This window comes from Bradyrhizobium betae (assembly GCF_004123905.1).
Taxonomy (GTDB): domain Bacteria; phylum Pseudomonadota; class Alphaproteobacteria; order Rhizobiales; family Xanthobacteraceae; genus Bradyrhizobium; species Bradyrhizobium betae_A.
On the sequence record NZ_MZXW01000004.1, the window covers coordinates 13,544 to 37,062 of the forward strand.

20 protein-coding genes are annotated in these 23,519 nt (G+C 64.5%); 18 read left to right on the forward strand and 2 right to left on the reverse strand.

The genetic code is table 11. The features are described from left to right. Nucleotides 1-6: 6 nt before the first annotated feature. Nucleotides 7-513 carry a MarR family winged helix-turn-helix transcriptional regulator gene (locus tag B5V03_RS00200; protein WP_129267279.1) on the reverse strand — a complete coding sequence of 169 codons (507 nt, stop codon included), beginning with the start codon at nt 511-513 and terminating at the stop codon, nt 7-9. Between the two features lie 312 nt (nt 514-825). Here B5V03_RS00200 and B5V03_RS00205 point away from each other — a divergent pair, with 312 nt between their 5' ends. Genes B5V03_RS00205 through B5V03_RS00215 form a run of 3 tightly spaced genes read left to right on the forward strand, consistent with a single transcriptional unit; the run spans nt 826 to nt 4,785 of the window. After that, nucleotides 826-3,144, forward strand: coding sequence for a bifunctional salicylyl-CoA 5-hydroxylase/oxidoreductase (locus B5V03_RS00205; protein ID WP_129267280.1), 2,319 nt, complete (start codon nt 826-828; stop codon nt 3,142-3,144). A 16-nt stretch (nt 3,145-3,160) separates the two neighbouring features. Further along, on the forward strand, nt 3,161-4,339 hold the full coding sequence (locus tag B5V03_RS00210) for an acyl-CoA dehydrogenase family protein (RefSeq protein ID WP_129267281.1): 1,179 nt from the start codon (nt 3,161-3,163) through the stop codon (nt 4,337-4,339). A gap of 20 nt (nt 4,340-4,359) precedes the next feature. After that, a complete protein-coding gene (locus B5V03_RS00215) occupies nt 4,360-4,785 on the forward strand; it encodes a RidA family protein (protein WP_129267282.1) in 426 nt (141 codons plus the stop codon). 34 nt (nt 4,786-4,819) lie between these two features. On the opposite strand, the gene B5V03_RS00220 is transcribed toward B5V03_RS00215, so the two are convergent. Next, a complete protein-coding gene (locus tag B5V03_RS00220; protein ID WP_129267283.1) occupies nt 4,820-5,530 on the reverse strand; it encodes a GntR family transcriptional regulator in 711 nt (236 codons plus the stop codon). A gap of 172 nt (nt 5,531-5,702) precedes the next feature. Between B5V03_RS00220 and B5V03_RS00225 the strand changes: the two genes are divergently transcribed. The 15 genes from B5V03_RS00225 (at nt 5,703) to B5V03_RS00295 (ending at nt 23,519) form a co-directional block, all read left to right on the forward strand. Further along, nucleotides 5,703-6,974: an aminotransferase class III-fold pyridoxal phosphate-dependent enzyme gene (locus B5V03_RS00225; protein ID WP_129267284.1), complete on the forward strand. Its 1,272-nt coding sequence runs from the start codon at nt 5,703-5,705 to the stop codon at nt 6,972-6,974. An 84-nt stretch (nt 6,975-7,058) separates the two neighbouring features. Continuing rightward, nucleotides 7,059-8,585 (forward strand): ABC transporter substrate-binding protein, encoded by a 1,527-nt coding sequence (locus tag B5V03_RS00230; protein WP_433995323.1) that lies wholly within the window; start codon nt 7,059-7,061, stop codon nt 8,583-8,585. Nucleotides 8,586-8,641: 56 nt separating this feature from the next. After that, nucleotides 8,642-9,589 (forward strand): ABC transporter permease, encoded by a 948-nt coding sequence (locus B5V03_RS00235; protein ID WP_129267286.1) that lies wholly within the window; start codon nt 8,642-8,644, stop codon nt 9,587-9,589. Further along, nucleotides 9,582-10,469, forward strand: coding sequence for an ABC transporter permease (locus B5V03_RS00240; RefSeq protein ID WP_129267287.1), 888 nt, complete (start codon nt 9,582-9,584; stop codon nt 10,467-10,469). The genes B5V03_RS00235 and B5V03_RS00240 overlap by 8 nt, the downstream gene beginning before the upstream one ends. Beyond that, entirely contained in the window at nt 10,470-11,459 is a 990-nt protein-coding gene (locus B5V03_RS00245; protein ID WP_129267288.1) for an ABC transporter ATP-binding protein, read from the forward strand. Continuing rightward, nucleotides 11,456-12,415 (forward strand): ABC transporter ATP-binding protein, encoded by a 960-nt coding sequence (locus tag B5V03_RS00250; RefSeq protein WP_129267289.1) that lies wholly within the window; start codon nt 11,456-11,458, stop codon nt 12,413-12,415. The genes B5V03_RS00245 and B5V03_RS00250 overlap by 4 nt, the downstream gene beginning before the upstream one ends. A 33-nt stretch (nt 12,416-12,448) precedes the next feature. Beyond that, a complete protein-coding gene (locus tag B5V03_RS00255) occupies nt 12,449-13,846 on the forward strand; it encodes an amidase (protein WP_129267290.1) in 1,398 nt (465 codons plus the stop codon). Between the two features lie 51 nt (nt 13,847-13,897). Beyond that, nucleotides 13,898-16,201: a penicillin acylase family protein gene (locus B5V03_RS00260; protein ID WP_245502116.1), complete on the forward strand. Its 2,304-nt coding sequence runs from the start codon at nt 13,898-13,900 to the stop codon at nt 16,199-16,201. Nucleotides 16,202-16,344: 143 nt separating this feature from the next. After that, entirely contained in the window at nt 16,345-17,391 is a 1,047-nt protein-coding gene (locus tag B5V03_RS00265; RefSeq protein WP_129267292.1) for an aromatic ring-hydroxylating oxygenase subunit alpha, read from the forward strand. 273 nt (nt 17,392-17,664) lie between these two features. Then, nucleotides 17,665-18,825 (forward strand): transporter substrate-binding domain-containing protein, encoded by a 1,161-nt coding sequence (locus B5V03_RS00270; protein ID WP_129267293.1) that lies wholly within the window; start codon nt 17,665-17,667, stop codon nt 18,823-18,825. Beyond that, nucleotides 18,822-19,487 (forward strand): ANTAR domain-containing response regulator, encoded by a 666-nt coding sequence (locus B5V03_RS00275; protein ID WP_129267294.1) that lies wholly within the window; start codon nt 18,822-18,824, stop codon nt 19,485-19,487. The genes B5V03_RS00270 and B5V03_RS00275 overlap by 4 nt, the downstream gene beginning before the upstream one ends. Nucleotides 19,488-19,497: 10 nt before the next feature. Continuing rightward, nucleotides 19,498-20,739: an urea ABC transporter substrate-binding protein gene (locus tag B5V03_RS00280; RefSeq protein WP_129267295.1), complete on the forward strand. Its 1,242-nt coding sequence runs from the start codon at nt 19,498-19,500 to the stop codon at nt 20,737-20,739. A 111-nt stretch (nt 20,740-20,850) separates the two neighbouring features. Beyond that, nucleotides 20,851-21,723: an ABC transporter permease subunit gene (locus B5V03_RS00285; protein WP_129267296.1), complete on the forward strand. Its 873-nt coding sequence runs from the start codon at nt 20,851-20,853 to the stop codon at nt 21,721-21,723. Between the two features lie 15 nt (nt 21,724-21,738). Further along, nucleotides 21,739-22,803, forward strand: a complete 1,065-nt coding sequence (locus tag B5V03_RS00290; protein WP_129267297.1) for a branched-chain amino acid ABC transporter permease — start codon at nt 21,739-21,741, stop codon at nt 22,801-22,803. After that, nucleotides 22,803-23,519 (forward strand): ABC transporter ATP-binding protein, encoded by a 717-nt coding sequence (locus B5V03_RS00295; protein ID WP_129267298.1) that lies wholly within the window; start codon nt 22,803-22,805, stop codon nt 23,517-23,519. Before B5V03_RS00290 ends, B5V03_RS00295 begins: the two co-directional genes overlap by 1 nt.

A 23,519-nucleotide genomic window follows, 5' to 3' on the forward strand; every position in this document is an offset into this window, starting at 1 on the left:
CCGGCACTATGGCTTCTCCAGCGAATCCCTGACGACGCCCTTCAGCTCGTCCAGTTTGCCAATCAATCCGTCGAGCTTGTCAGCGGGGAATTCCGCCAGCAGCTCCGCCAGCCACGAGCCATGGCTCTTCGCCATGCGCCTGAAGGTCTTTCGGCCCTCGACCGTCATGCAGACGATCTGGACGCGGCGATCCAAGGTTGAGGGCGTGCGAGTGATATAACCGTCCTCGACCAGGCGGTCCACGATCGGCGTCAGGTTCCCGGCGGATACCATCAGGCGCTTGGGCAGCTCTCCCAGCACCAGTCCGCTCGGCTCGCGGTCGAGCTGGGCCAGCACGTCGAAGCGGGGCATGGTGAAATCGAATTCCTCGCGAAACCGGCGGCGCAGCTCACCCTCGATCAGGGTCGTGCAGGCCAGTAGCCGGAGCCAAAGCCGTGTTTGAGCCCTGTACTCGGCCTCCTGATCGGCCCCATTCTTGGACGAAACAGGCGGGGACTCCTTCGCGAGTGCCAAATCGAATCTCCTGGGGAGCGTCTCGCCTGTCGATAGCGGACGGCGTCGTGAAACATCAGGCAAGATAGTTCGTGCCAAAAGTAAATTCAAGGCTTGGCGGCGTCCCGGCCGAACCGGGGTGGCCCTGCGATAAATCTGCGGCCAGACGCAAGATTGTAGCAATACGCGGTGGCGATCTCAAAAGCCTCCGACAAGCGCCTTGACAATCCTTGCGCGCTCGAAATATTTTATGCTTAAAATAATTTGCGGGCCGGCATTCTCAGCGGTTTGCAGGCTCGGCACACACAGCGCGACGCGCGAAAGCGAGGGATCATGCGCATAGTCTGTATCGGCGGCGGCCCGGCCGGTCTTTATCTGGGCCTGCTGATGAAGCGCCGGCACCCGGAGCACAGCATCACCGTCGTCGAGCGCAACAAGCCCTACGATACGTTCGGCTGGGGCGTCGTGTTCTCGGACGCGATGATGCAGGCGATGCGCCTTGCCGATCCCGAAAGTGCGACCGAGATCGAGGACGCCTTCAATCACTGGGACGATATCGAGCTCGTCTTCAAGGGAACGCGCCAGCGCACGACCGGTCACGGCTTCATCGGCATCGGCCGCAAGCACCTGCTGAACATCCTGCAACGGCGCTGCGAGGCGCTCGGGGTCGAGCTCGTGTTCGAGCGCGACGTAGAGTCCGATCTCGAATTTCCCGACGCCGATTTGATCGTTGCCTGCGACGGCGTCAATTCCAGGATCCGCGCCCGCTATGCCGAGCAGTTCCAGCCCGACATGGTGATCCGGCCGAACCGCTTCATCTGGCTTGGCACCAAGAAGGCGTTCGATGCCTTCACGTTTGATTTTCAGAAGACCGAGCACGGCTGGTTCCAGGCGCACATCTACAAGTTCGATGCGGAGACTTCGACCTTCATCGTCGAGACCACGGAAGAGGCCTACAATTCCCACGGGCTGGGTGATCTCGACCAGCAAGGATCGATCGCGTTCTGCGAGAAGATCTTTGCCGAGACGCTCGACGGCGCAAAGCTCCTGACCAATGCCCGCCATCTGCGCGGCTCGGCCTGGCTCAATTTCAGCCGGCTGATCTGCGGCAAATGGAGCGTGTTCAACGGCCGCTCCCATGTCGTGCTGATGGGGGATGCCGCGCACACCGCGCATTTCGCGATCGGCTCGGGCACCAAGCTCGCGCTGGACGACGCCATCGAGCTTGCCAACCAGTTCGACCGTCACGGTCACGGCGGCGACAACATCGGTGCCGTGCTGGAAGCCTACGAGGACGTGCGCCGGGTCGATGTCGCGCGCATCCAGAACGCCGCGCGCAATGCCATGGAATGGTTCGAGGTGGTCGGCCACCGCTATGCCGACACGCTGGAGCCGCCGCAATTCTTCTATTCGATGCTGACGCGCTCGCAGCGCATCAGCCACGAGAATTTGCGCCTGCGCGATCGCGCCTGGCTGGAGGGTTTTGAGCGCTGGTTCGCGGCTCGTTCGGGGATCGCGGTCAAGGACGGCGAGCGGGTGCCGCCGCCGATGCTGACGCCGCACCGTGTGCGCGGCCTAAGCCTAGCGAACCGCATCATGGTCTCGCCGATGGCGATGTATTCGGCGCAGGACGGGCTTATCGACGACTTCCACATCGCCCATCTCGGCGCACGCGCCATGGGGGGCGCCGCGCTGATCTTCGCCGAGATGACCTGCGTCTCGCCGGACGCGCGGATCACGCCGGGCTGCCTCGGGCTCTGGAACGATGCGCAAGCGGCACAGTGGCGCCGGCTGGTCGATTTGATCCACAGCCTCGGACACGCCAAGGTCGGCATCCAGCTCGGCCATGCCGGGCGGAAGGGATCGACCAGGCTTGCATGGGAAGGCATTGATCAGCCGCTCGAGACAGGCAATTGGCCGCTGATTTCGGCCTCGGCATTGCCCTATCTGCCGCACAGCCAGGTGCCGCGTGCGATGGACCGCGGCGACATGGACCGTGTGCGGGATGATTTCGTCGCCGCAACGCGCCGCGCGGCCGAGGCGGGCGTCGAGTGGCTCGAACTTCATTGTGCGCACGGCTATCTGCTGTCGAGCTTCCTCTCGCCGCTGACCAACCGGCGGACCGACGAGTACGGTGGCAGCCACGAGAACCGTGCGCGCTTTCCGCTGGAGGTGTTCAGAGCGGTCCGCGCAGCGTGGCCGTCGGATCGGCCGATGTCGGTGCGCCTGTCCTGCCACGACTGGACCGAGGGCGGTAACACGCCCGCCGATGCGGCGATCTTCGCGGCGATGTTCAAGGAGGCCGGTGCCGACGTCATCGACTGCTCGTCGGGGCAGGTCTGGAAGGAGGAGCGGCCGATCTATGGACGCCTGTTCCAGACGCCGTTCGCCGATCGCATCCGCAACGAGGTCGGCATCGAGACCATCGCGGTCGGCGCGATCTCCGAGGCCGATCACGCCAACTCGATCCTCGCCGCCGGCCGTGCCGACCTCTGCGCCATTGCGCGGCCCCATCTTGCCGACCCCGCCTGGACGCTGCACGAGGCCGCGCGCATCGGCATCACCGCGGTCAGCTGGCCGAAGCAATATGTCTCCGCCAAGGGGCAATACGAAACCAATCTGGCGCGCGCCGCGGCTGCGGCCGCGCAGTGAGCGGAGGAGGGATTTGATGAGCTCCGTTGCAAAGATCATCCGGCGCGAATGGCTCGACTGGCCGTTCTTCGAGCCGCGTCATCAGGCAATCGGCGAGGCGCTTGACCGCTTCGTCCAGTCGGGCGCCCTCGACAAGATCGATCACAATGATGTCGACGATGCCTGCCGCAAGCTGGTGCGCGCGATGGGCGAGGCGGGGGTACTCGATTGCGCGGTCGCAGCGCCCGACGGCGATGCGACGACGATCGATTCCCGCTCGATCTGCCTGTCACGGGAGTCGCTGGCCTATGCCGACGGCCTCGCCGATTTCGCTTTCGCCATGCAGGGGCTCGGCTCCGGCGCGATCGCGCTCGGCGGCTCAGCGGAGCTGCGCAAGGCCGTGCTGCCGAAGGTTCGCTCCGGCGAATGGCTTGCGGCCTTCGCGCTGTCCGAGAAGGAAGCAGGATCGGACGTCGCGGCGATGTCCTGCGCGGCACGGGCCGACGGCGGCGACTACGTCATCGACGGTGAGAAGACATGGATCTCGAACGGCGGCATCGCCGACGTCTACACGCTGTTTGCGCGAACGGGCGAGGCGCCGGGCGCCCGCGGCATCTCGGCCTTCGTCGTCTTTCCCGATGATCCCGGCTTCAGCATTGCCGAGCGCATCGATGTCGTTGCCCCGCATCCGCTGGCGACGTTGCGCTTCACGAATTGCCGGATCCCGGCGGGCCGTCGCCTCGGCGCGCCCGGCGGCGGATTCAAGCTCGCGATGCAGACGCTGGACATCTTCCGGGCGTCGGTCGCCGCGGCAGCCCTCGGCTTTGCTCGGCGTGCGCTCGACGAGGCGTTGTGGCATGCGAAGAGCCGGCACATGTTCGGGGCGACCTTGGGCGATCTCCAATTGACCCAGGCCGCACTCGGCGACATGGCGACAGAGACCGACGCCGCGGCACTCCTGACCTATCGCGCGGCCTGGCGTCGCGATGTCCAGAAGCTTCCGACCACGCGCGAGGCCGCGATGGCGAAGCTGACCGCGACCGAGACCGCACAGCGCGTCATCGACCGCGCCGTGCAGATGTTCGGTGGTCGCGGGGTGCGCAAGGGCGAGATCGTCGAAAGCCTCTATCGCGAAATCCGGGCGCTCCGCATCTACGAGGGTGCGACCGAGGTCCAGAAGCTGATCGTGGCGCGTGATCTGTTGAAGCCGCGCTGATTGCAGAGAGTTTTGGCACAATGAAACAAGAAGAGCTGCCTGTCGCGACCAATGGTCTGCGGGTGCTTCAGCCCAGCGGCTGGCCGCAGCCGAAGGGTTATGCGAACGGCATCATGGCCGAAGGGCGCCTCGTCGTGACGGGGGGCGTCGTCGGCTGGGACGTTGCCGGCCGATTTGCTGACGGGTTTGTCGCACAGGTCCGGCAGGCGCTCGAGAACATCGTCGCGATCCTGGCGGAGGGCGGTGCGGGACCCCAACATCTCGTGCGCCTGACCTGGTATGTCGTCGACATGGACGAATACGTTTCCAATCTGAAAGCGCTTGGCAAAGCCTATCGCGATGTCATCGGCGTCCACTACCCCAGCATGGCGCTGGTCCAGGTCGTACGTCTTGTCGAGCCGGCCGCGCGGGTCGAGATCGAAGCGACTGCCGTCGTTCCCCGTTGACGGGGACGCGCCTTTGAGGGCCTCCCTTGGGCTGCTACCTCACCGCGGCATCGATGGTGGTCGGCGCGGTGCCGGCTTCAATGTCCCGAAGCAGTTGCAGCAATCTGGCGCCGCCCTCCAGCAGGTCGGCCTGAATTGATTTTTTGACGGCTTCGGGATCTTTCGCCACCAGACCGTCGATCACGTTCAGATGCTGGTGTCGCCCCGGATAGGTCGGGGTCGCATGCGGATACAGCATGTTGAGCATGGGGCCATTGCGCAGCCAGATCGTTTCGATCATTTCGAGGAGTTCCGGCGCGTCGGCTGCCTTGTAGAGCGTATGGTGGAATTGCCAGTTCACCTGCACGGCTTCGCGCCAGCGCCCGCCGCGTTCCGCCGACACCAGCGCCTGATGATATTTCTTGAGGTTGGCGATGTCGGCCTTGGAGATCCGGCTGGTCGCGCGCTCTGCGGCCAGTCCCTCGAGCAGGATCCGGATGCTTCGCAGTTCCTGATACTGCGATGCGCTGAGATGTGCGACCTCAATCCAGCGGCTCGCCTGCATGCTGAGCACGCGCGCGCGCACCAGCTGCATCAAGGCTTCGCGGATCGGTGTTTCTGAAACGCCCATCGTTTCAGCGAGATCGCGGATCTTGAAGCGATGGCCGGGACGAAAGCGTCCCTCCATCAGCGCGAGCCGCAGCTCCTGGAACACGCGGGCCGTCAGATTATCGCGGCTGACCAGACCGACGGTGTCGTTGGGCATCGAGGGGGCTGCTTCCAGGTGAATCAGAGCGACCGGTATCTATGCACGCCATGCACGTCCGCAGGCCGTCCTTGCAAGACTAAAGGTCGTGAGACGCTTCCGTAGATATGATATATCATATATTGGAATGCTGGCGCAACAGCGCGGCCGATCCGAAACGAGGGGACATCCGATGGCACCTCACGCGACACCCGGCTCCCTTGCTCCGGACGAGGCGCTGCGGGCGCGGGCCCGCAAGGTCATCCCCGGCGGCATGTGGGGACACATGAATGTCGCGCGGTTGCCTCCGGGCTATCCGCAATTCTTTCGCAGCGCGCGCGGTTGCCGGCTCTGGGATGTCCAGGGCACCGAATATATCGACCTGATGTGCGGCTACGGGCCGATGGTGCTGGGTTATGGCGATCCAGATGTAGAGGCCGCAGCCGCGGAGCAGCGCGGCCGTGGCGACCTGATGACGGGGCCGGCCGCATGCCAGGTTGAACTCGCAGAGCTCGTGGTCGAGACCATTCCGCACGCCGACTGGGTGCTGTTCGCCAAGAACGGCAGCGACGCGATGACGGCTTGCGTGACCATCGCGCGTGCCGGGACGCAGCGGCGCAAGGTGCTGGTGGCCAGGGGCTCCTATCACGGCGCCGCGCCCTGGTGCACGCCCTCGCTGGCCGGCGTCACCGCGGAGGATCGCGCCCACATCCTGCATTATGACTACAATGACATCGCGAGCCTCGAGCGCGCCGCCGATGAGGCCGGCCGCGACCTCGCAGCGGTACTGGTGACCGCATTTCGTCACGACGTGAAGCGCCCACAGGAGGCGCCGACACCAGCATTCGCGCAGGCGATGCGGCGGATTTGCGATGCGGCCGGCGCGGCGCTGGTTCTCGACGACGTCCGGGCGGGCTTTCGTCTTCATATCGGTGGCAGCTGGGAGCCTTACGGTGTGCGGCCTGATCTGTGCGGCTGGAGCAAGGCGATCGCCAACGGTCATCCGCTCGCCGCGGTGACCGGCAACGATCGCTTTCGCGAAGCCGCACAGCAGGTCTATGTCACCGGCTCGTTCTGGTGCTCGGCAGTGCCGATGGCGGCCGCGATCGCCACCATCAAGAAGCTTCGTGCGACCGGTGCGATCGCAACGATGGAAGCCATGGGCCGCCGCCTGCGCGAGGGTCTGGAGCAGCAGGCGCGCGCCCATGATCTGCCGTTGCGGCAAACCGGGCCCGTCCAGATGCCGCTGATCATGTTCGACGACGACCAGGATTTCACGCTCGGCCATCGCTTCGTGCTGGAGGCGCTGCAGCGTGGCGTCTACATGCATCCCTGGCACAACATGTTTCTGTCGGCGGCGCATCAGGTCGCGGACATCGATCGCGTCCTCGAGGCGACGGACGGTGCCCTCAGGCAGGTCGCCGCATCGGTCGATCGGCGTCACCCCGCGAAGGCAGCCCAATGAAGCCGTGAGCCACGGCGAATGCACGAGCCCAGCAGGAAGGCAGTTGTGATGACAAGCGTTGCTTCCATAGTCCGTTCGATCGCCATGATCGGCTCGGCGATCGCCTTCCTCGTTGCACCCGCGAACCCGATTCATGCCGCAGAACCACGCCGTGGCGGCAGTCTCGTCTACGCCTATCTGTCGGGACCCGGCACGCTCGATCCCCATGTCGCATCGAGCCTCGTCGAGCTCGAAGTCATCCACCACATCTTCGAGCCGCTGGTCGCGATCGACGGCAACTACAATGCCAGGCCTGTTCTGGCTTCGAAGATCGAAACCAACGCCGACGCCACGGTCTTCACCTTCACGCTGCGCAAGGGTGTCAAGTTTCACAACGGCAAGGAGATGAGTTCGGCCGACGTGCTGGCGTCGTTCGAGCGCTATCGCAAGGTCAGCCCCAATGCTTCCGTGCTCGCTGACGTCGACGCCTTCGACGCGCCCGATCCGTACAGCTTCGTGATCCGCCTGAAGAAGGCGAATGCGGTGTTCGTCGATGTGTTGAAGTCGCCGGTCTATCCGTTCGAGATCCTGCCGGCCGAACAGAAGGACAAGGCCGCGCGCGAGATCGACATCGTCGGAACCGGCCCTTTCATGCTGGGCGAATGGGTCAAGGACAGTCACCTCGTCATCAAGCGCTTCGACGCTTATGTGCCCGATGACAGCGCGCCGGGGCCGGATGGGCTGGCCGGGCGCCGCACCGCCTATCTCGACCAGGTCCGCTACAATTTCGTGCCTGAGGCGAATGCCCGCGTTGCCGCATTGCAGACCGGCAATGCCGACGTCATCGGCGATGTTCCTCGCGATCTCGCCAAGCGCTTCGAAGGCCAGTCGAACATCACGACGCAACAGATCTTTCCCTACTGCATGCAGGTGTTCGTGGTGAATACGCAGGCTGCGCTGACAAGCAATCCGCTCATTCGCCAGGCGATCGAGGCGGTGGTCAATGTCGAGGACATTACCGGCGCGATGGGACAGATCTCGCGGCCCGGTCATTCGCTGGTCTATGCGTCGAGCCCCTATTACCAGGGTGACGCCATGAAGCCCTATTACGACCAGCGCAATCCGGCCAAGGCCAAGGCACTACTGAAGCAGGCCGGATACAACGGCGAGAAGATCGTACTTCAAACCAACTCGAACTATCCGAATTTCCGCGACGCCATCCTCGTTCTGTCCGAGCAGATGAAGGATGCCGGCATGAACGTCGCGGTCGACATCGTCGACTGGACCACCAACGCCAGCAACATGCAGCGCGGCACCGGTGTCTGGAATGTCTCCACCACGGGTTATTGCTCGAATCCGCTGCTCGGGCCGCAGCAATGGAAGGTGATGATCTACACCTTCCCGCATGTGAAGGACGACCAGGTTCTCGATGCGGCCTATGACAAATTCTATGCCTCGCTCGATCCGAAACAGCGCGTCGAAGCCTGGGCCGACATCGAGAAGCGCGTGCTGGAGCAAGCCTACATGATCAAGATCGCCGACATGGGCACGATGCGAAGCTTCAACGCCGCCAAGGTCGCGAACTTCGAGCCTTATTACATCGTTCATTTCTGGGATGTGTGGCTAAAGTAGCGTCGTCGACAGAACAGCGGGCAGGGCAGGGACACAAGCCTCATATCGGGTATCTCATGTTTCGCGCGATCACCGTCCGTCTCATGCAATCCATACCGGTCCTGCTGCTGGTCGCGGTGCTGTCCTTCATCCTGATGCATCTGTTGCCGGGCGATCCGGCGGTGGTGATCGCCGGCGCAGACGCCACGCCTGCGGCGGTCGAGCGGATCCGCCGCGAGCTCGGCCTTGACCAGCCGATCTGGCAGCAATTGCTGTCCTGGTTTCTCAATCTCGCCCAAGGCAAGTTCGGCAGCTCGCTGGTGCTGAACCAGACTGTGCTCTCGGCGGTCGCGGAGCGCCTGCCGGTGACGCTCTCGCTGGCAGCACTGTCACTCGCCATCACCCTGCCGCTCGGCATCACGCTCGGCATCCTCGCCGCTTATTTCCGCAGCAGCTGGATCGATGCCGGGGTCATGATGATCGCCTTGATCGGGGTGTCAGTCCCTAGCTTCTGGATCGCAATCTTGTCGGTCATCCTGTTCAGCGTGACGCTTGGCTGGGTGCCGTCCTCGGGTTATGCGCCGTTGCTGACGGCGGGACCCGGCCCCTGGTTCGCCTCGCTGATCCAGCCGGCCATGGTGCTCAGCCTGTTCCAGATCGGCTTTCTGGCGCGCATGACGCGCTCGGCGATGCTCGACGTGCTCGATCAGGACTTCATTCGCACCGCGCGCGCCAAGGGCGTCAGCGAGTGGCGGACGGTCGGCAAGCACGGCTTCCGCAACGCGCTGGTTGCGGTCGTGACGGTCGGCGGCATCATCCTCAGCCTGTTGATCGGCGGCTCGGTCGTGGTCGAGCAGGTGTTTGCGCTGCCGGGCATCGGCCGGCTGGTGGTGCAGGGGATCATGGCCCGCGACTACCCGCTGATCCAGGGCACCATGCTGCTGTTCGGCTTCGCCTTCGTGCTGATCAACGTCGCCGTCGATATCATCTACACCCTCGTCGATCCGCGGGTGCGCTATGACTGAGGTCGTGCTCGCCGCAGCGCCGACCCAGATGCTGGCGGAGCGCCGGCGGTTTCGCGTGCTGCGCAAGCTCGCCGCGCACCGCTCGTTCAAGATCGGGCTGGTGCTCGTGGCCATCCTCGTGCTGTGCGCGATCATTGGACCGATGCTGACCGGCATCGATCCCACCGCGATGAGCATTCGTTCGCGCTTCAAGCCGCCGTCCGCGCGATTCCCGTTCGGCTCTGACCAGTACGGACGGGATATCCTCACGCGCGTGCTCTATGGCGGCCGGCTGTCGTTGTCGATCGGGCTTTCCGTGGCGCTGATCTCGGGTGTGTTCGGCGCCGCAATCGGGGTGACGGCGGGATATTTCCGTGCGCTCGATCCCTATGTCATGCGGTTGATGGACGCGCTGATGGCATTCCCGGCGATCCTGCTCGCCATCGGTATCGGCGCCGCGCTCGGCGCGCAGGCCAGCAGCATCGTGGTGGCGCTGTCGGTCGCCTACGTGCCGCGCACGGCGCGCATCGTGCGCGCTTCCGTTCTGGTCATTCGCGAGATGGAATATTTGCAGGCTGCGCGGGTGAGCGGCGCCGGCGATTTGCACATCATCGTCAAGCACGTGCTGCCCAATTGCCTCGGACCGTTGATCGTCCAGCTCACCTTCATCTTCGCCTACGCGATCCTCGCCGAAGCCGCGCTCAGCTTCCTCGGCATCGGGCCGCCGCCACCGGCCCCGAGCTGGGGCAATATCATCGCTGAAGGGCGGGACTATTCGGTCGAGGCGTGGTGGGTGATGCTGTTTCCGGGCCTCGCTGTCAGCCTTGCCGCGCTCGGCATGAACTTGCTGGGTGACGGCTTGCGCGACGTGCTCGATCCGCGACTGAAGATCGAGACCTGAATGGCGGAGCAACCCCTTCTCAGCGTCGAGAACCTCACGGTCCAGTTCCGCGGTGACGCTGGCTGGGTGAACGCGGTCGAAGGCGTGGACTTCGCGGTCGGCGCCGGCGAATGCCTCGGCATCGTCGGCGAGTCCGGCAGCGGCAAGAGCGTCAGCGCGCTCTCGATCCTCAAACTGCACAGCCCCGCCAACACCCGCTATGCATCGGGCGCGATCCGCTATGGCGACCGTGACCTGCTGACGCTGCCGCAGCGCCGGCTTCGCCAGGTTCGCGGCGGGGAGATCGCGATGATCTTCCAGGATCCGATGTCGTCGCTCAATCCGGTCCTGACCATTGCCGACCAGATCATGGAGCCGTTGCGCCAGCATCAGGGGCTCTCCGTCCAGGCCGCCCGGCGCAAGGCCATCGAGCTCCTGGACATGGTGCGGATCTCCGACGCGTCGCGCCGCATCGACGACTATCCGCACCGGCTATCCGGCGGCATGCGCCAGCGCGTCATGATTGCCATCGCGGTGGCATGCCGCCCCAGGCTCTTGATTGCGGATGAGCCGACCACCGCGCTTGATGTGACCATCCAATCGCAGATCCTCGAACTGCTGCGCGAGTTGCAGCGTGAGATCGGCATGTCGGTGATTCTGATCACCCACGATCTCGGCGTGGTCGCGGAATTCGCCCAGCGCGTGGTCGTCATGTATGCCGGACGTGTCGTCGAAACCGCGTCCGTCCCGGCATTGTTCGAGCGGCCGATGCATCCCTACACGGAAGGCCTGATCCGGGCCGTGCCCAATCTCGATGAAGATGTGCACCGGCTGACCACCATTCCCGGCAGCATTCCCGATCCGTCGATGTCGATCACGGGATGCCGGTTCAGTCCGCGCTGTCGCGAGGCGGTCCAATCCTGCCTGGAGAAGCCACCGTCTCTGGTCGACGCCGGTGCCGGTCATCTCGCGCGCTGTCCGCCGCGCATTGCCGCGGGAGGGATCTCATGAGCGCGGCCCCCATCGTCGTCGTGCGCGACCTGGTGAAGACCTTTGTGGCACGGGGCGCTGCGTTGCGCGCGGTCGATGGCGTCAGCTTCGATGTCAGGCAGGGCGAAACGCTCGGCCTCGTCGGCGAGTCCGGTTCGGGAAAATCCACCACCGGGCGGATCCTGGTGGGGCTCGAAGCGGCGACCAGCGGGTCGATCAATCTGTTCGGGCAGGAGATTTCGTCGGTTCGCGGCAGGGTGACGCCAGCCGCGGTGCGCCGGCGCCTCCAATTCGTGTTTCAGGACCCGCAGAATTCGCTCAATCCGCGCATGCGCGCGCAGGATGCGATCGCCGAGCCGCTCGACGTCACGGGCGGGTGGTCGCGCATCGCCCGCGACGATCGCGTCCGTGAGCTGCTGGAGATGGTCGGCTTGCCGCGCTCGTGCGGCGATCGGTTTCCCCACGAGTTTTCCGGCGGCCAGCGCCAGCGCATTGGTATCGCGCGCGCACTGGCGTTGAAGCCGGATTTCGTCATTTGCGACGAGCCGGTCTCGTCGCTCGACGTGTCGATGCAGGCGCAGATCGTCAATCTGCTGCTCGATCTTCAGGAGCGTCTCGGCCTCAGCTATCTCTTCATCGCCCATGACCTCGCGGTCGTCCGCAGCATTTCGACGCGCGTGGCGGTGATGTATGCCGGAGGCATCGTCGAGCTCGCGCCCAAGCGCGAACTCTACACCTCGCCGCGGCATCCCTACACCCAAGCGCTGCTCGCGGCCGTCCCCCGAATTACGTCGAACCGGGCGCGCGCTGCGGTCATCACCGGCGAGCTGCCAAGCCAGATCGACACCGTGCCCGGCTGCACGTTTCACCCCCGCTGCCCGTTCGCGCTCGAGCGCTGTCGGATCGAAAAGCCGAAACTGCGCGAGATAGCGCCCGGGCATCTCGCCGCCTGCCACCTTCATGAAACACCTGCCTGATGGCTGACACCGCCTCAATTGATGGAGTTTTGGATGACTGATCGCGATCTTCTGTTCATGCCGGCCACGGCGGCCGCGCGCCTGATTCGCAAGCGCGCTTTGTCTCCGATCGAGTATGTGGATGCTGTGTTGGCTTCGATCGAGAAGACTCAGCCAACGGTCAACGCCTACGCGACGATCACCGCCGATGCCGCGCGGGCGGAAGCGCGTGCCGCCGAGCAGGCTGTGATGTCAGGCAAAGAACTCGGGCCGCTGCACGGCATCCCGATCAACATCAAGGATCTCTTTTCCACCAAAGGGGTACGGACCGCACACGGATCGGCCATTCTTGCCGACAACATTCCCTCGCAGGACGACATCCTGGTGACACGCCTGAAGCACGCGGGCGCGATCATGGTGGGTAAATCCACGACGCCTGAGTTCGGCCACAAGGGCCACACCGACGGACCAAGCTTCGGCGTCACGCGTAATCCCTGGAATCTCGAACGCACCGCCGGTGGATCGAGCGGTGGTGCCGCCGCCGCGGTAGCCGCCGGACTCGGACCGCTGGGCCTTGGCACCGACGGCGCGGGATCGATCCGCATTCCGGCCGCAGCCTGCGGCGTTGTCGGATTGAAGCCGACCACGGGCGCGGTGCCTTATGAGCAGACCTCCGACTCGTTTTTCAACTATGCCGCCGCCGGTCCGCTGACACGCACCGTTGCCGATGCCGCATTGATGATGGATAGCCTTGCCGGTCCATCGACGCTTGATCCGTGGTCGCTCGGTGCGCCCGCTCACGGAGCGCTGCCGCCGAGCCTGATCTCCGAGGATCTGTCCGGCGTGCGGATCGGATATCTGTCTGCCATGAGCGACTGCAGCGCGGATGTTGCGGCCAATACCAAGGCTTCGCTAGCAGCCCTCGCAGCGTTTGGCGCCGAGGTGGAGGAGGCGGGCGCCGGCATGGACTGGATCGCCGGCCCCGCGCGGCTGATGTATCTCGCCAATCTGAACGTCTATTTCGGCCATCATCTGGAGAAATGGCGCGACCGCATGGACCCGGTGCTGGTGGAATGGATCGCGGCCGGCAGCCGCGCCAATATGGTCGAGTTTCGCAAGGCGCAGGTTGCGCGCTCGCGACTTTATCGTGGTGTGCAGAAGCTGCTGGAAAGCTACGACTTCCTGGTGTCGCCGACCTTGCCCACCACCGCGATTCCCGCAGAGGCCGGCAAGACCGTCGATGCGCTGTTCAACCGCGGCTGGAACGCTTTCGTCTATCCGTTCAACCAGAGCGGCAATCCGGCACTGTCGGTGCCGAACGGTTTTGGCGCGGATGGATTGCCGACCGGCTTGCAGATCGTCGGCCGCTGGTGGAGGGACAGCGATGTCTTGCGTCTCGGCGCCATCCTGGAGCGGGTTCAGCCCTGGGCGGATCGCCGGCCGTCGGTATGAGACGGATCGGATGACGAGGTCTCGCGTATCAACCTGACAATGGAGAAGAGCGTGCCAAACGCTGCCGAAGATGATCAATCACGCCTGCCTCAAACCAGCGGCGTGGCTACGCTGCGCGGCCTCGAGGCCGACGTCGACGTCCATCGCGATGCCTGGGGCATTCCACATGTCCGCGCGCGCGGAACGGCGGATGCCTTCTTCGCCCAAGGCTATGTCCACGCCCAGGATCGGCTCTGGCAGATGGATGCCGCGCGCCGGCGCATGCTCGGCCGCTGGGCGGAATGGGAGGGCCGTGTGGGCATCGCGGCCGACACGTTGGCGCGACGGCTCGACGTCGCGGGCGCGTCGCAGCGTGACTTCGCGGGCTTGTCGACCGAAGCGCGCGCGATGCTCGAGGCCTATGCCGGCGGAGTGAATGCATTCCTGGCGCAGGGGGCGCCGCTGCCGTTCGAATACAGCCTGGTCGGCGGCGAGGTCGAACGCTGGGAGCCGTGGCACTGCATCCTCGTCATGCGGCAGCGCGGTTATCTGATGGGCTCGGTCTGGTTCAAGCTGTGGCGCGCGGCGGCGCTGCGCGCGATCGGGCCGGACCATGTCGCCAAGCTGCGTTACGACGATGGCGGCCAGGATCTGCTGGCAACGCCGGCAGGCGCCGAAGGCAAACGATGGATCGCCGCGCTGGAAGATCTGGCGCCGGCCATCGAGGCGCTGGCCGCGCTCGCCGGGCCGGAAGCCACCGATGGCGGCAGCAACAATTGGGCCGTCGGACCGTCGCGAACGGCGACCGGCCGGCCGCTGCTGGCCGGCGATCCCCACCGGGCCTTCGAAATGCCGAGCCTGTATTCGCAGTTCCATCTGGCTTGCGATGCGTTCGACGCCATCGGTCTTTCCGTGCCCGGCGTGCCTGCCTTCCCCCACTTCGCCCACAACGGCCATGTCGCGTTCTGCGTGACCCACGCCTTTGTCGATATCCACGATGTCTATGTCGAGAAATTCAAGCCCGGAGACGCCTCTCGCTACCTGTTCCGGGACGAATGGCGCGAGGCGAGCATCCGTCATGAACGCATCGCGGTGCGCGGCGGGCCTGACGTCGACATCGAGGTCGTCGCCACCCACCACGGGCCGGTGATTGCGGGCGATCCGCACAAGGGAGCGGCGTTGACGTTGCGGTCGGTGCAATTCGCCGAGCTTGATCTGTCGTTCGATTGCCTGCTGCCGATGCTGCGCGCCACCAATGTCGATACGCTCTATGAGGCCACGCGCGGCTGGGGCCTGATCGATCACAATCTCGTCGCAGCCGATACCGCGGGGAAGATCGGAAATCTCGTGCGCGCCGTTGTGCCACGCCGCCCGCGACTGAACGGCTGGCTGCCGGTGCCCGGCTGGACCGGAGACTATGAATGGCAGGGCGCGATTCCCTGGGAAGGCATGCCGCGCGCTTTCGATCCGCCTGATGGCATCCTGGTCACCGCGAACAATCGCGTCGCCACCGATGACCGCCCGGACTATCTCTGCACGGACTGTCATCCGCCGTACCGCGCACGGCGGATCGCCGAGCGGCTCGCTGGACTTGCCGCCGCGACTGTCGAGGACATGGGCAGCATTCATGCCGACACGCACAGTTTTACGGCGCGCGAATTTATCGCTCGCCTGGGCCGTCTCCCGGCGATCGAAGGACCGGCCGCCGCGCTGCGTGATCTCATCGCCGGCTGGGACGCAAGCATGGCGGCCGGCTCAAAGGCGGCTGCGGCCTACGCACGGACGCGCCGCGAGCTGGCGCGTATCGTTCTCGAACGGTCGGGCTTAAGCGCGGTGACGCGCGATCCGGTCAGCCAGGTTGCACCGGGCGTGGTGCCGCTCAATCAGATCTGGTGGGTGCTGCCGTCATTGCTGCGCAACGACGATCCCGCGCTCCTCGGCGGCTGGGATTGGGATCGTGCGTTGGTAACGGCGCTCGCGCGTGCAGCGGAGATCGACGACGGCAAGACATGGTCGGAGCTGCATCATGTCCGCATGGCGCATCCGTTATCGGCGGCGTTCCCGCAAGCGGTCTCGCAGCTCGAACCGCGGGGGCGCGCCGTCGGCGGCGATAACGACACGGTCATGGCCAACGGGTGCTATTGGGCGTCGTCCGGCTTGACCGCAGCCTATGGCGCGGTCGCACGCTACGTCTTTGATGTCGGCAACTGGGATAATTGCTCCTGGATCGTGTTTCACGGCGCGTCGGGACACCCCGCGAGCCCGCATTACGCCGATCAGCATGCTGCATGGGCCGCCGCAAAACTGGTTCCGATGCTGTACGACTGGAGCGTCATCGCGAAGGCAGGCGACCGGCTCGTGCTACAGCCGGCGTAGGTCGAACGTCCGGGCCATCGTGCCGACGCCGGACGTCGTATCCTCCAAATCTCACGCGAAGTCGCGCAATCCCGACAATCCGGTTGACGTTTAAACATCCAAAGGTTGTACTGGGTCGCTCCAATGGCGAGTGAGGTGAGGTCATGGTGATCGCGTCAACCTGGGATACCGAGAGAGCCGATTATCGCGCCATCGTCAACGAATGGCACGTGGTCCGCCGGAGTGCGGAGGTCGCGGAAGACGCCATCGTGTCGGCGCGCCTGCTTGGCGAGGACATCATCCTGTGGCGCCACGATGGCGAGGTTCACGCGTGGAAGGACTATTGCCGTCATCGCGGGGCGCGCTTGTCGCTCGGCTGGGTGAAGGATGGTTGCGTCGTCTGCCCCTACCACGGCTGGGAATATGGCAGTGATGGTGCGTGCCGCCGCTACCCGGCCCATCCGACGACCCGGCCGACGAGCCGGGCCGCGGCATTCCGCCATCACGCGGTCGAGCGCTATGGATACATCTGGGTCTGTATGGGCAATCCGGTCGCCGCTGTTCCTCCGTTTCCCGTTTGGGAGGATGCGACCTATCGCAAGGTCCAGGCGGGACCGTACCACTACAACGCAAACGCCCTTCGTGCCGTGGAGAATTTTCTCGACCCCGCGCACTTTCCGTTCGTGCACGCCAACCTCAATGGCAATCCCGATGATCCCGACGAGCTCGTGGATTACGATGTCGTGTTGACGGATGAAGGCCTGCGTACCAGCGAGATCACCTTGTTTCAGCCCCACGGCGATCATCGCGGCATTCCCATCACCGCGCGGTATCATTATTACTGCTTCCGCCCCACGACGGCCTATTTCAACAAGAAGACCGGCGACGTCGAGCGCTTCTGCACATTCCTGGCCGTCACGCCGGTCGATCTCGAAAACTGCGTGCTGCATCTGACCGCCGCCGTCAATTTCGGCCTGGACATCGCCGTCGAGCAGATCGTGACGCGCATGGACAAGGTGTACGAGCAGGACCGCGTGATCGTCGAGTCGCAACGCCCGAAGACTTTGCCGCTTCATCCCAAGGACGAGATCCACCTGAGAAGCGATCTTCTCGGTGTGGAGTATCGCCGCTGGATTCGTGCATTGGCGGGTAACGGACCGATGCCGGACCGCGCGCAAGACCCGGCGGCCGAGGACGCGGTCGCAGACTGAGTGACCGGGGCGCATGCGAAACAGAGCACGCCGCGTGCGCTGCACATATTTGCTACAGGCCGATATGAATTGCGGCAATTTCCGCTGCAACAACGCGCTTGACATCGCATTCGATCTCAACGACCGTAACACGCAAGCGTCGGGCAAGGCAGCCCGTCAACGCGAACAAGTTCAAACCATTTCCAACGCCACGCGGAAGCGCGTGTTTGGTTGGCGGCGAAAGCGCCCTCGGCTTGACAGCCGGCGGGTGCTTTTTTGTTTTTGGATCGAGTGATGACGCGGAAGCATTATCGGATCGGTGTGATGTTCTCGACGACGGGCTCCTACAGCGTCGTCGCGCGCTCGATCCTCAATGGCGCGCTGCTCGCGTTTCAGGAGGTCAATGCCGGCAGTCCCGACATCGAGCTGGAGCCGGTCGTGGTCAATCCATCGGGCGACCTCGCGCGCTATCGTTCGCTCAGTCTCGAATTGCTCGGCTCCGGCATCCGGCAGGTGGTCGGCTGCTACACCTCGTCGAGTCGCAAGGAGGTGATCCCGTGCTTCGAGAAGTTCGATGGGCTGTTGTGGTATCCCTCGCATTACGAAGGCTTCGAGAGCTCCGATAACGTCATCTACACTGGCGCTGCGCCAAACCAGCACGTGCTGCCGCTGGTCGATTACCTGGCATCCCGCGTCGGATCGCGCGCCTTCTGCGTCGGCTCCAACTACATCTGGGCCTGGGAGAACAACCGCATCTTCCGCGAGGCGCTGATTGCGCGTGGCGGCACCGTGCTCGCCGAGCGCTATCTCTCGGTCGGCGATACCGAGGTCGACCAGGTCATTGCGGCCATCATCGACCAGCGCCCGGACTTCGTCTTCAACAATCTGATCGGTACCAGCGCCTACGCGTTCTTCCGCGCGTTCCGAGCCGCCTGCCGGGCGCGTGGCATCGATCAGGCCGCCGAAATTCCCGTTGCCAGTTGCACGCTCTCGGAACCGGAATTGCCGGAGATTGGCCCCGACGCCGTCGACGGGCATCTGTCCTCGAGCGTCTATTTCTCGTCCTTGAATTCGCCGGAAAACGCCGCCTTCGTCGATGCCTACATGCAATCATTTCCTGACGGACCGGTCTCGTCGGCCGACGCAGAGTCGTCTTACATCGCCGTCAAGCTGCTCGCGGCGGCCTTGTCGCAGGCCGGGACCGACGACGCGCGCACGGTGCGCGCCGCCGTGGCGGACCAACGGCTGCGGGCGCCGCAAGGCGAGGTTCGTATCGACCGGCAAACCTTTCACGCCTGGCTTACGCCACGGATCGGCCGCTCCTCTGCCAACGGACAATTCGAAGTGCTGCTGGAATCCCGCGAGCCGATCGCGCCGGATCCCTATCTCGTCCAGTCGTCGCCGCGCTTTGCCAGCGCAATGCGCTCTCCGCTGTTGAAAGTGGTGCAATCATGAGCTCTCGACTGCTACAGAACTTCAAGGGCGGCCGCGCCATCGTCGTCACCCGGCGTGGTGGATGGGAGAGCGCGCTCGAAACGACGCTCGCCAAGCTCGGCGTTTCCACCGAATATCCTGAGATCATCGATGGTCGCGCACAGATCGACGTGGCGAGCCTCCAGGCCGACCGTGACATCCTGTTCGTCGACGGCGATCTCGAAGGCGCCGTCGCGATCGAGCTCAACCCGGCCTCGCATCTGCCGCCGGTGCCGGTGATCGGCCTTGTCGGCGTCGAGGCGCCAAGCCGGCTGAAGGCCCTCGTCAACCTCGGCGCGACCTCGTTCCTGCGCAAGCCGGTGCATGGAGGCGCGGTCTACACATCTCTCTTCATGGGCATCAACCAGTTCATGCTGCGCGCCGAAATGAGCGAGCGCCTGCAGGACCTCGAGGAGCGCCGTCGCGGCCGTCGCGCGGTGATCCGGGCCGTGATCCTGCTGATGCAGCAGGGCGGCCTCGACGAGGAGGAGGCCTATTCCCAGCTCCGTCGCGAAAGCATGCGCGCGCGGCAGAACATGGAACTCTATTGCGAGGAGTTTCTGAGCAAGCGGGCGAAGCCGCCCGATACGTCCGGCCGCACGACCGGCATCACGCTGCAAGGCGGCAACAAGCAGGCCATCTAGGAGAAGCCAAATGACCAAGTCTGTATTGCGGGGGCTGCGCGCCGCAGCCCTCACGGGGACGCTTGTCTTCGGATCACATCAGGCGCTCGCGGCGGAAAACCCGATCAAGCTCGGCGTGCTGGAGGATCAGTCCGGTGATTTCGCCGCGGCCACGATCGGCAAGGTCCACGCCATCCAGCTCGCCACTGACGAAATTAACAAAGCTGGCGGCATCATGGGCCGGCCGCTGGAGCTCGTTGCTTACGACACGCAGTCCGACAACACCCGTTACCAGGAGTTCATGCGCCGCGTGCTCCAGCGTGACAAGGTCGACGTGGTGTTCGCAGGCTTCTCCTCGGCCTCGCGCGAGGCGTACCGTCCGATCGTCGACCAGTTCAACGGCTTTGCCTTCTACAACAACCAGTACGAAGGCGGCGTCTGCGACGGCCACATGATCGTGACAGGCGCGGTGCCGGAGCAGCAGTTCTCCACGCTCATTCCCTACATGATGGAGAAGTACGGCAAAAACGTCTACACGCTCGCCGCCGACTACAATTTCGGCCAGATCTCGGCGGAATGGGTGCGCAAGATCGTCAAGGAGAACGGTGGCAAGATGGCCGGCGAGGAGTTCATCCCGCTCGGCGTGTCGCAGTTTTCGCAGAGCATCCAGAACATCCAGAAAGCCAAGCCCGACTTCGTGGTCACGCTGCTGGTCGGCACCGCACAGGCCTCCTACTACGAGCAGGCGGCCTCCGCCAACGTCAACCTGCCGATGGCCTCCTCGGTCAACGTCGGCCAGGGCTACGAGCACAAGCGCTTCAAGCCGCCGAGCCTGAAGGACATGTACGTCACCACCAATTACATTGAGGAGATCGACTCGCCGAAGAGCAAGGAATTCTACGCCAAGTTCAAGGCGAAATTCCCGAGCGAGCCCTATGTCAACCAGGAGGCGGAAAACTCCTATCTTGCCGTCTATCTCTACAAGCAGATGGTGGAGCGGGCGAAGTCGACCAAGCGCGAGGACATCCGCAAGGTGATCGCGATGGGCGATGTCTGCATGGATGCACCGGAAGGCAAGGTCTGCATCGACCCGAAGAGCCAGCACATGTCACACACGATCTATCTCGCCAAGGTCGGTGCCGATCACGCGATCTCGTTCCCGAAGACCTGGGAGGACATCAAGCCGTACTGGCTGGGTGAAGCCGGCTGCGATCTCACCAAGAAAGATCCGATGGCGCAGTACACGCCATCGAATCCCCCGCCGAACCCCTGAACCGGCGGTTGATCGCCCCGGCGCTCCCAGGCACGCCCCCGGCGTTGCCGGCGCGCCGGGACGATCACGGACACCTGCGACGGTAGTTTCTTCCCACATATTGGTTGGTTCATGGACATCGCGACCCACGTGTTTTCGGCGCTCTATCAATTCGGCGACGCCTTCGCGTTCCTGGTGCTCTCGGCCTGCGGGCTTGCGGTGATCTTCGGCATGATGGGCGTGATCAATCTCGCCCATGGCGAGTTCATCATGTGCGGCGCCTATGTCACCGCCGCGACCGTGCACGCGGGTTTGCCGCTGCCGCTGGGCATTTTGGCGGGCACCGTTGTGTCGGCACTGGTCGGTGTGCTGGTGGAGCTCGCGGTCATCCGCCATCTCTATGACCGGCCGCTCGACACCATCGTCGCGACCTGGGGGCTCAGCCTGATCGCTACGCAGGGCACGCTGATCATGGTCGGCTCGACCATGGCGGGCGTCGGTACCCCATTCGGCAGCTTCCAGGTCGGCGACTACTCCTATTCGATCTACCGCATCGTGCTGTTCTGTTCGGCGCTCGGCGTGCTCGCCGCGCTCTATGCGCTGTTCAACTGGACCCGCTTCGGCGTGCTGGCGCGGGCGACCATCCAGGTGCCGCATATGGCGGCCGCCCTCGGCGTCGATACGCGCCTGATCTACAGCCTCACCTTCGCCTGCGGCGCCGGGCTCGCCGGACTTGCCGGCGGCCTCTATGCACCGACAATGACGCTGGTGCCGACCATGGGCGCGACCTTCATCATGGAGGCCTTCGTCACGGTCGTGATCGGCGGCGCGGACGTCTTCCTCGGCACGGCGCCGGCGGGCGGCGTGCTCGCGATCGTGAAATCGGTGATGACGTCGTGGCAGGGACAGTTGTTCGGCCAGATCGGCCTGTTGGTCGCCGTCATCATCGTGGTCCGGGTTTTGCCGAAAGGCATCTCCGGCTTCGTGCTGCGCGAGCGCACCTGACGGAGTGATGGCGTCGTGACCGGTTTCCTTTCGTTGTTCCGCCGTCTCGAAGGCCCGCAGACCGTTGGCCGCGGTCCGGGCTTCTGGGGCCTTTTCGCCGTCGTGCTCGCCGTGGCACTCGCATACCCGCTGTTCAGTGACGGCTACACGGTCGGCAACACCGTTTACTTCTTCGTCTGGGTGTTCATCGCGCTCAGCCTCTGCATCATCTGGGGCTATGGCGGCTCGCTGTCGTTCGGCCAGACCGCGTTCTTCGGGATCGCGGGCTACGGCTACGGCGTCCTCACCCTCAATTTCGGCTCGGCCTATGGCTTCACGCTGGTGGCGCTGGTGATTGCAGTAGGGATCGCAGCGCTGTTCGCGGTGCTGCTCGGCTATTTCATGTTCTTCGGCCGCATCGCCGGCGTCTTCCTCGGCATCGTCACGCTCGCCGTGACCTTGATGCTGGAGCGCTTCATGGCACAGACCGCGGGGCCGGAGTGGCACATCGGCAGCGCAAGGCTCAACGGCTTCAACGGCATGAGCGCGATGCCGCCTTTGACCATCCCGTGGCCGGGCGAGCCGATCGTGCTGTTCGCCGATGTCGGGCTCTACTACTTCGTCCTCGGGCTTCTGGTGGTCGTCTATCTCGCCTTGCGCATCCTGATGAACTCGTCGTTCGGCAACGTCATTGTCGCGATCCGAGAAAACCCTGAGCGGGCGGAGATGCTGGGTTACGACATTCGCAAGTACCAGCTCATCACCTTCGTCATCGGCGCCGCACTCGCCGGCATATCCGGCGTGCTCTATACGGCGTGGGGGCAGTATATCACGCCGTCCAGCATGGGCATGACGGCGGCGGCGCTACCGCTGATCTGGGTCGCGGTCGGCGGCCGCAGCGATCTGACTTCGACGGTGGTCGGCACGCTGGTGGTGCTGGCCGCGTTCCAGGCGCTGACGATCTATGGCAGCCAGTATGCGCTCGTCTTCATGGGCGTGCTGCTCGTGCTCACCGTCCTGATCGCGCCCAACGGGCTCGTGCTCGGGGTGATGCACTGGCTCGGCCGCCTCGCGGCCCGCTTCACGCAGAGGGCCGGCTGATGTCGCTGCTGGAGCTGCGCGAGCTGAACAAGCATTTTGGCGGCCTGCACGTCACCAACGCCGTAAACCTCACGCTCGAGCCCGGCGAGATTCATTGCCTGATCGGCCCGAACGGCGCCGGCAAGAGCACGCTGTTCCGCCTGATCCTCGGCGAGCATCATCCGGGAAGCGGCGATATCCTCTTCGCCGGGGAGAACATCACGGCGCTGAAGTCCTTTGCGCGGATTCACCGCGGCTTGTCGGTCAAATTCCAGGTGCCCGGCGTCTTCAAGGGCCTGTCCGTCCGCCAGAACCTCGAGATCGCCTTGCAAAGCCGGCATCGTGGCGCCGAGCTCGAAGCCGAGATTGGCCGGCTGCTCACCTTCCTCGGACTGGAATCCGAACAGGCGCAGACGGCAGGCAATCTCAGCCACGGCCAGAAGCAATGGCTGGAGATCGGCATGGCGATCAGCCTGAAGCCGCGCCTTCTCTTGCTGGACGAGCCGACCGCCGGCATGTCGCCCGAGGAAACCCACATGACCGGCGAGATGGTGCAGCGGCTCAATGCCGATGGCATGACGGTGCTGGCGATCGAGCATGACATGGCGTTCGTGCGCCAGGTCGCCCAGCGCGTCACGGTGCTGCATCTCGGCCAGGTCTTCGCGCAGGGCTCGATCGACGAGATCGTGGCCGACGAGCGCGTTGCGGCGATCTATCTGGGGCAGGCCCATGCTTGA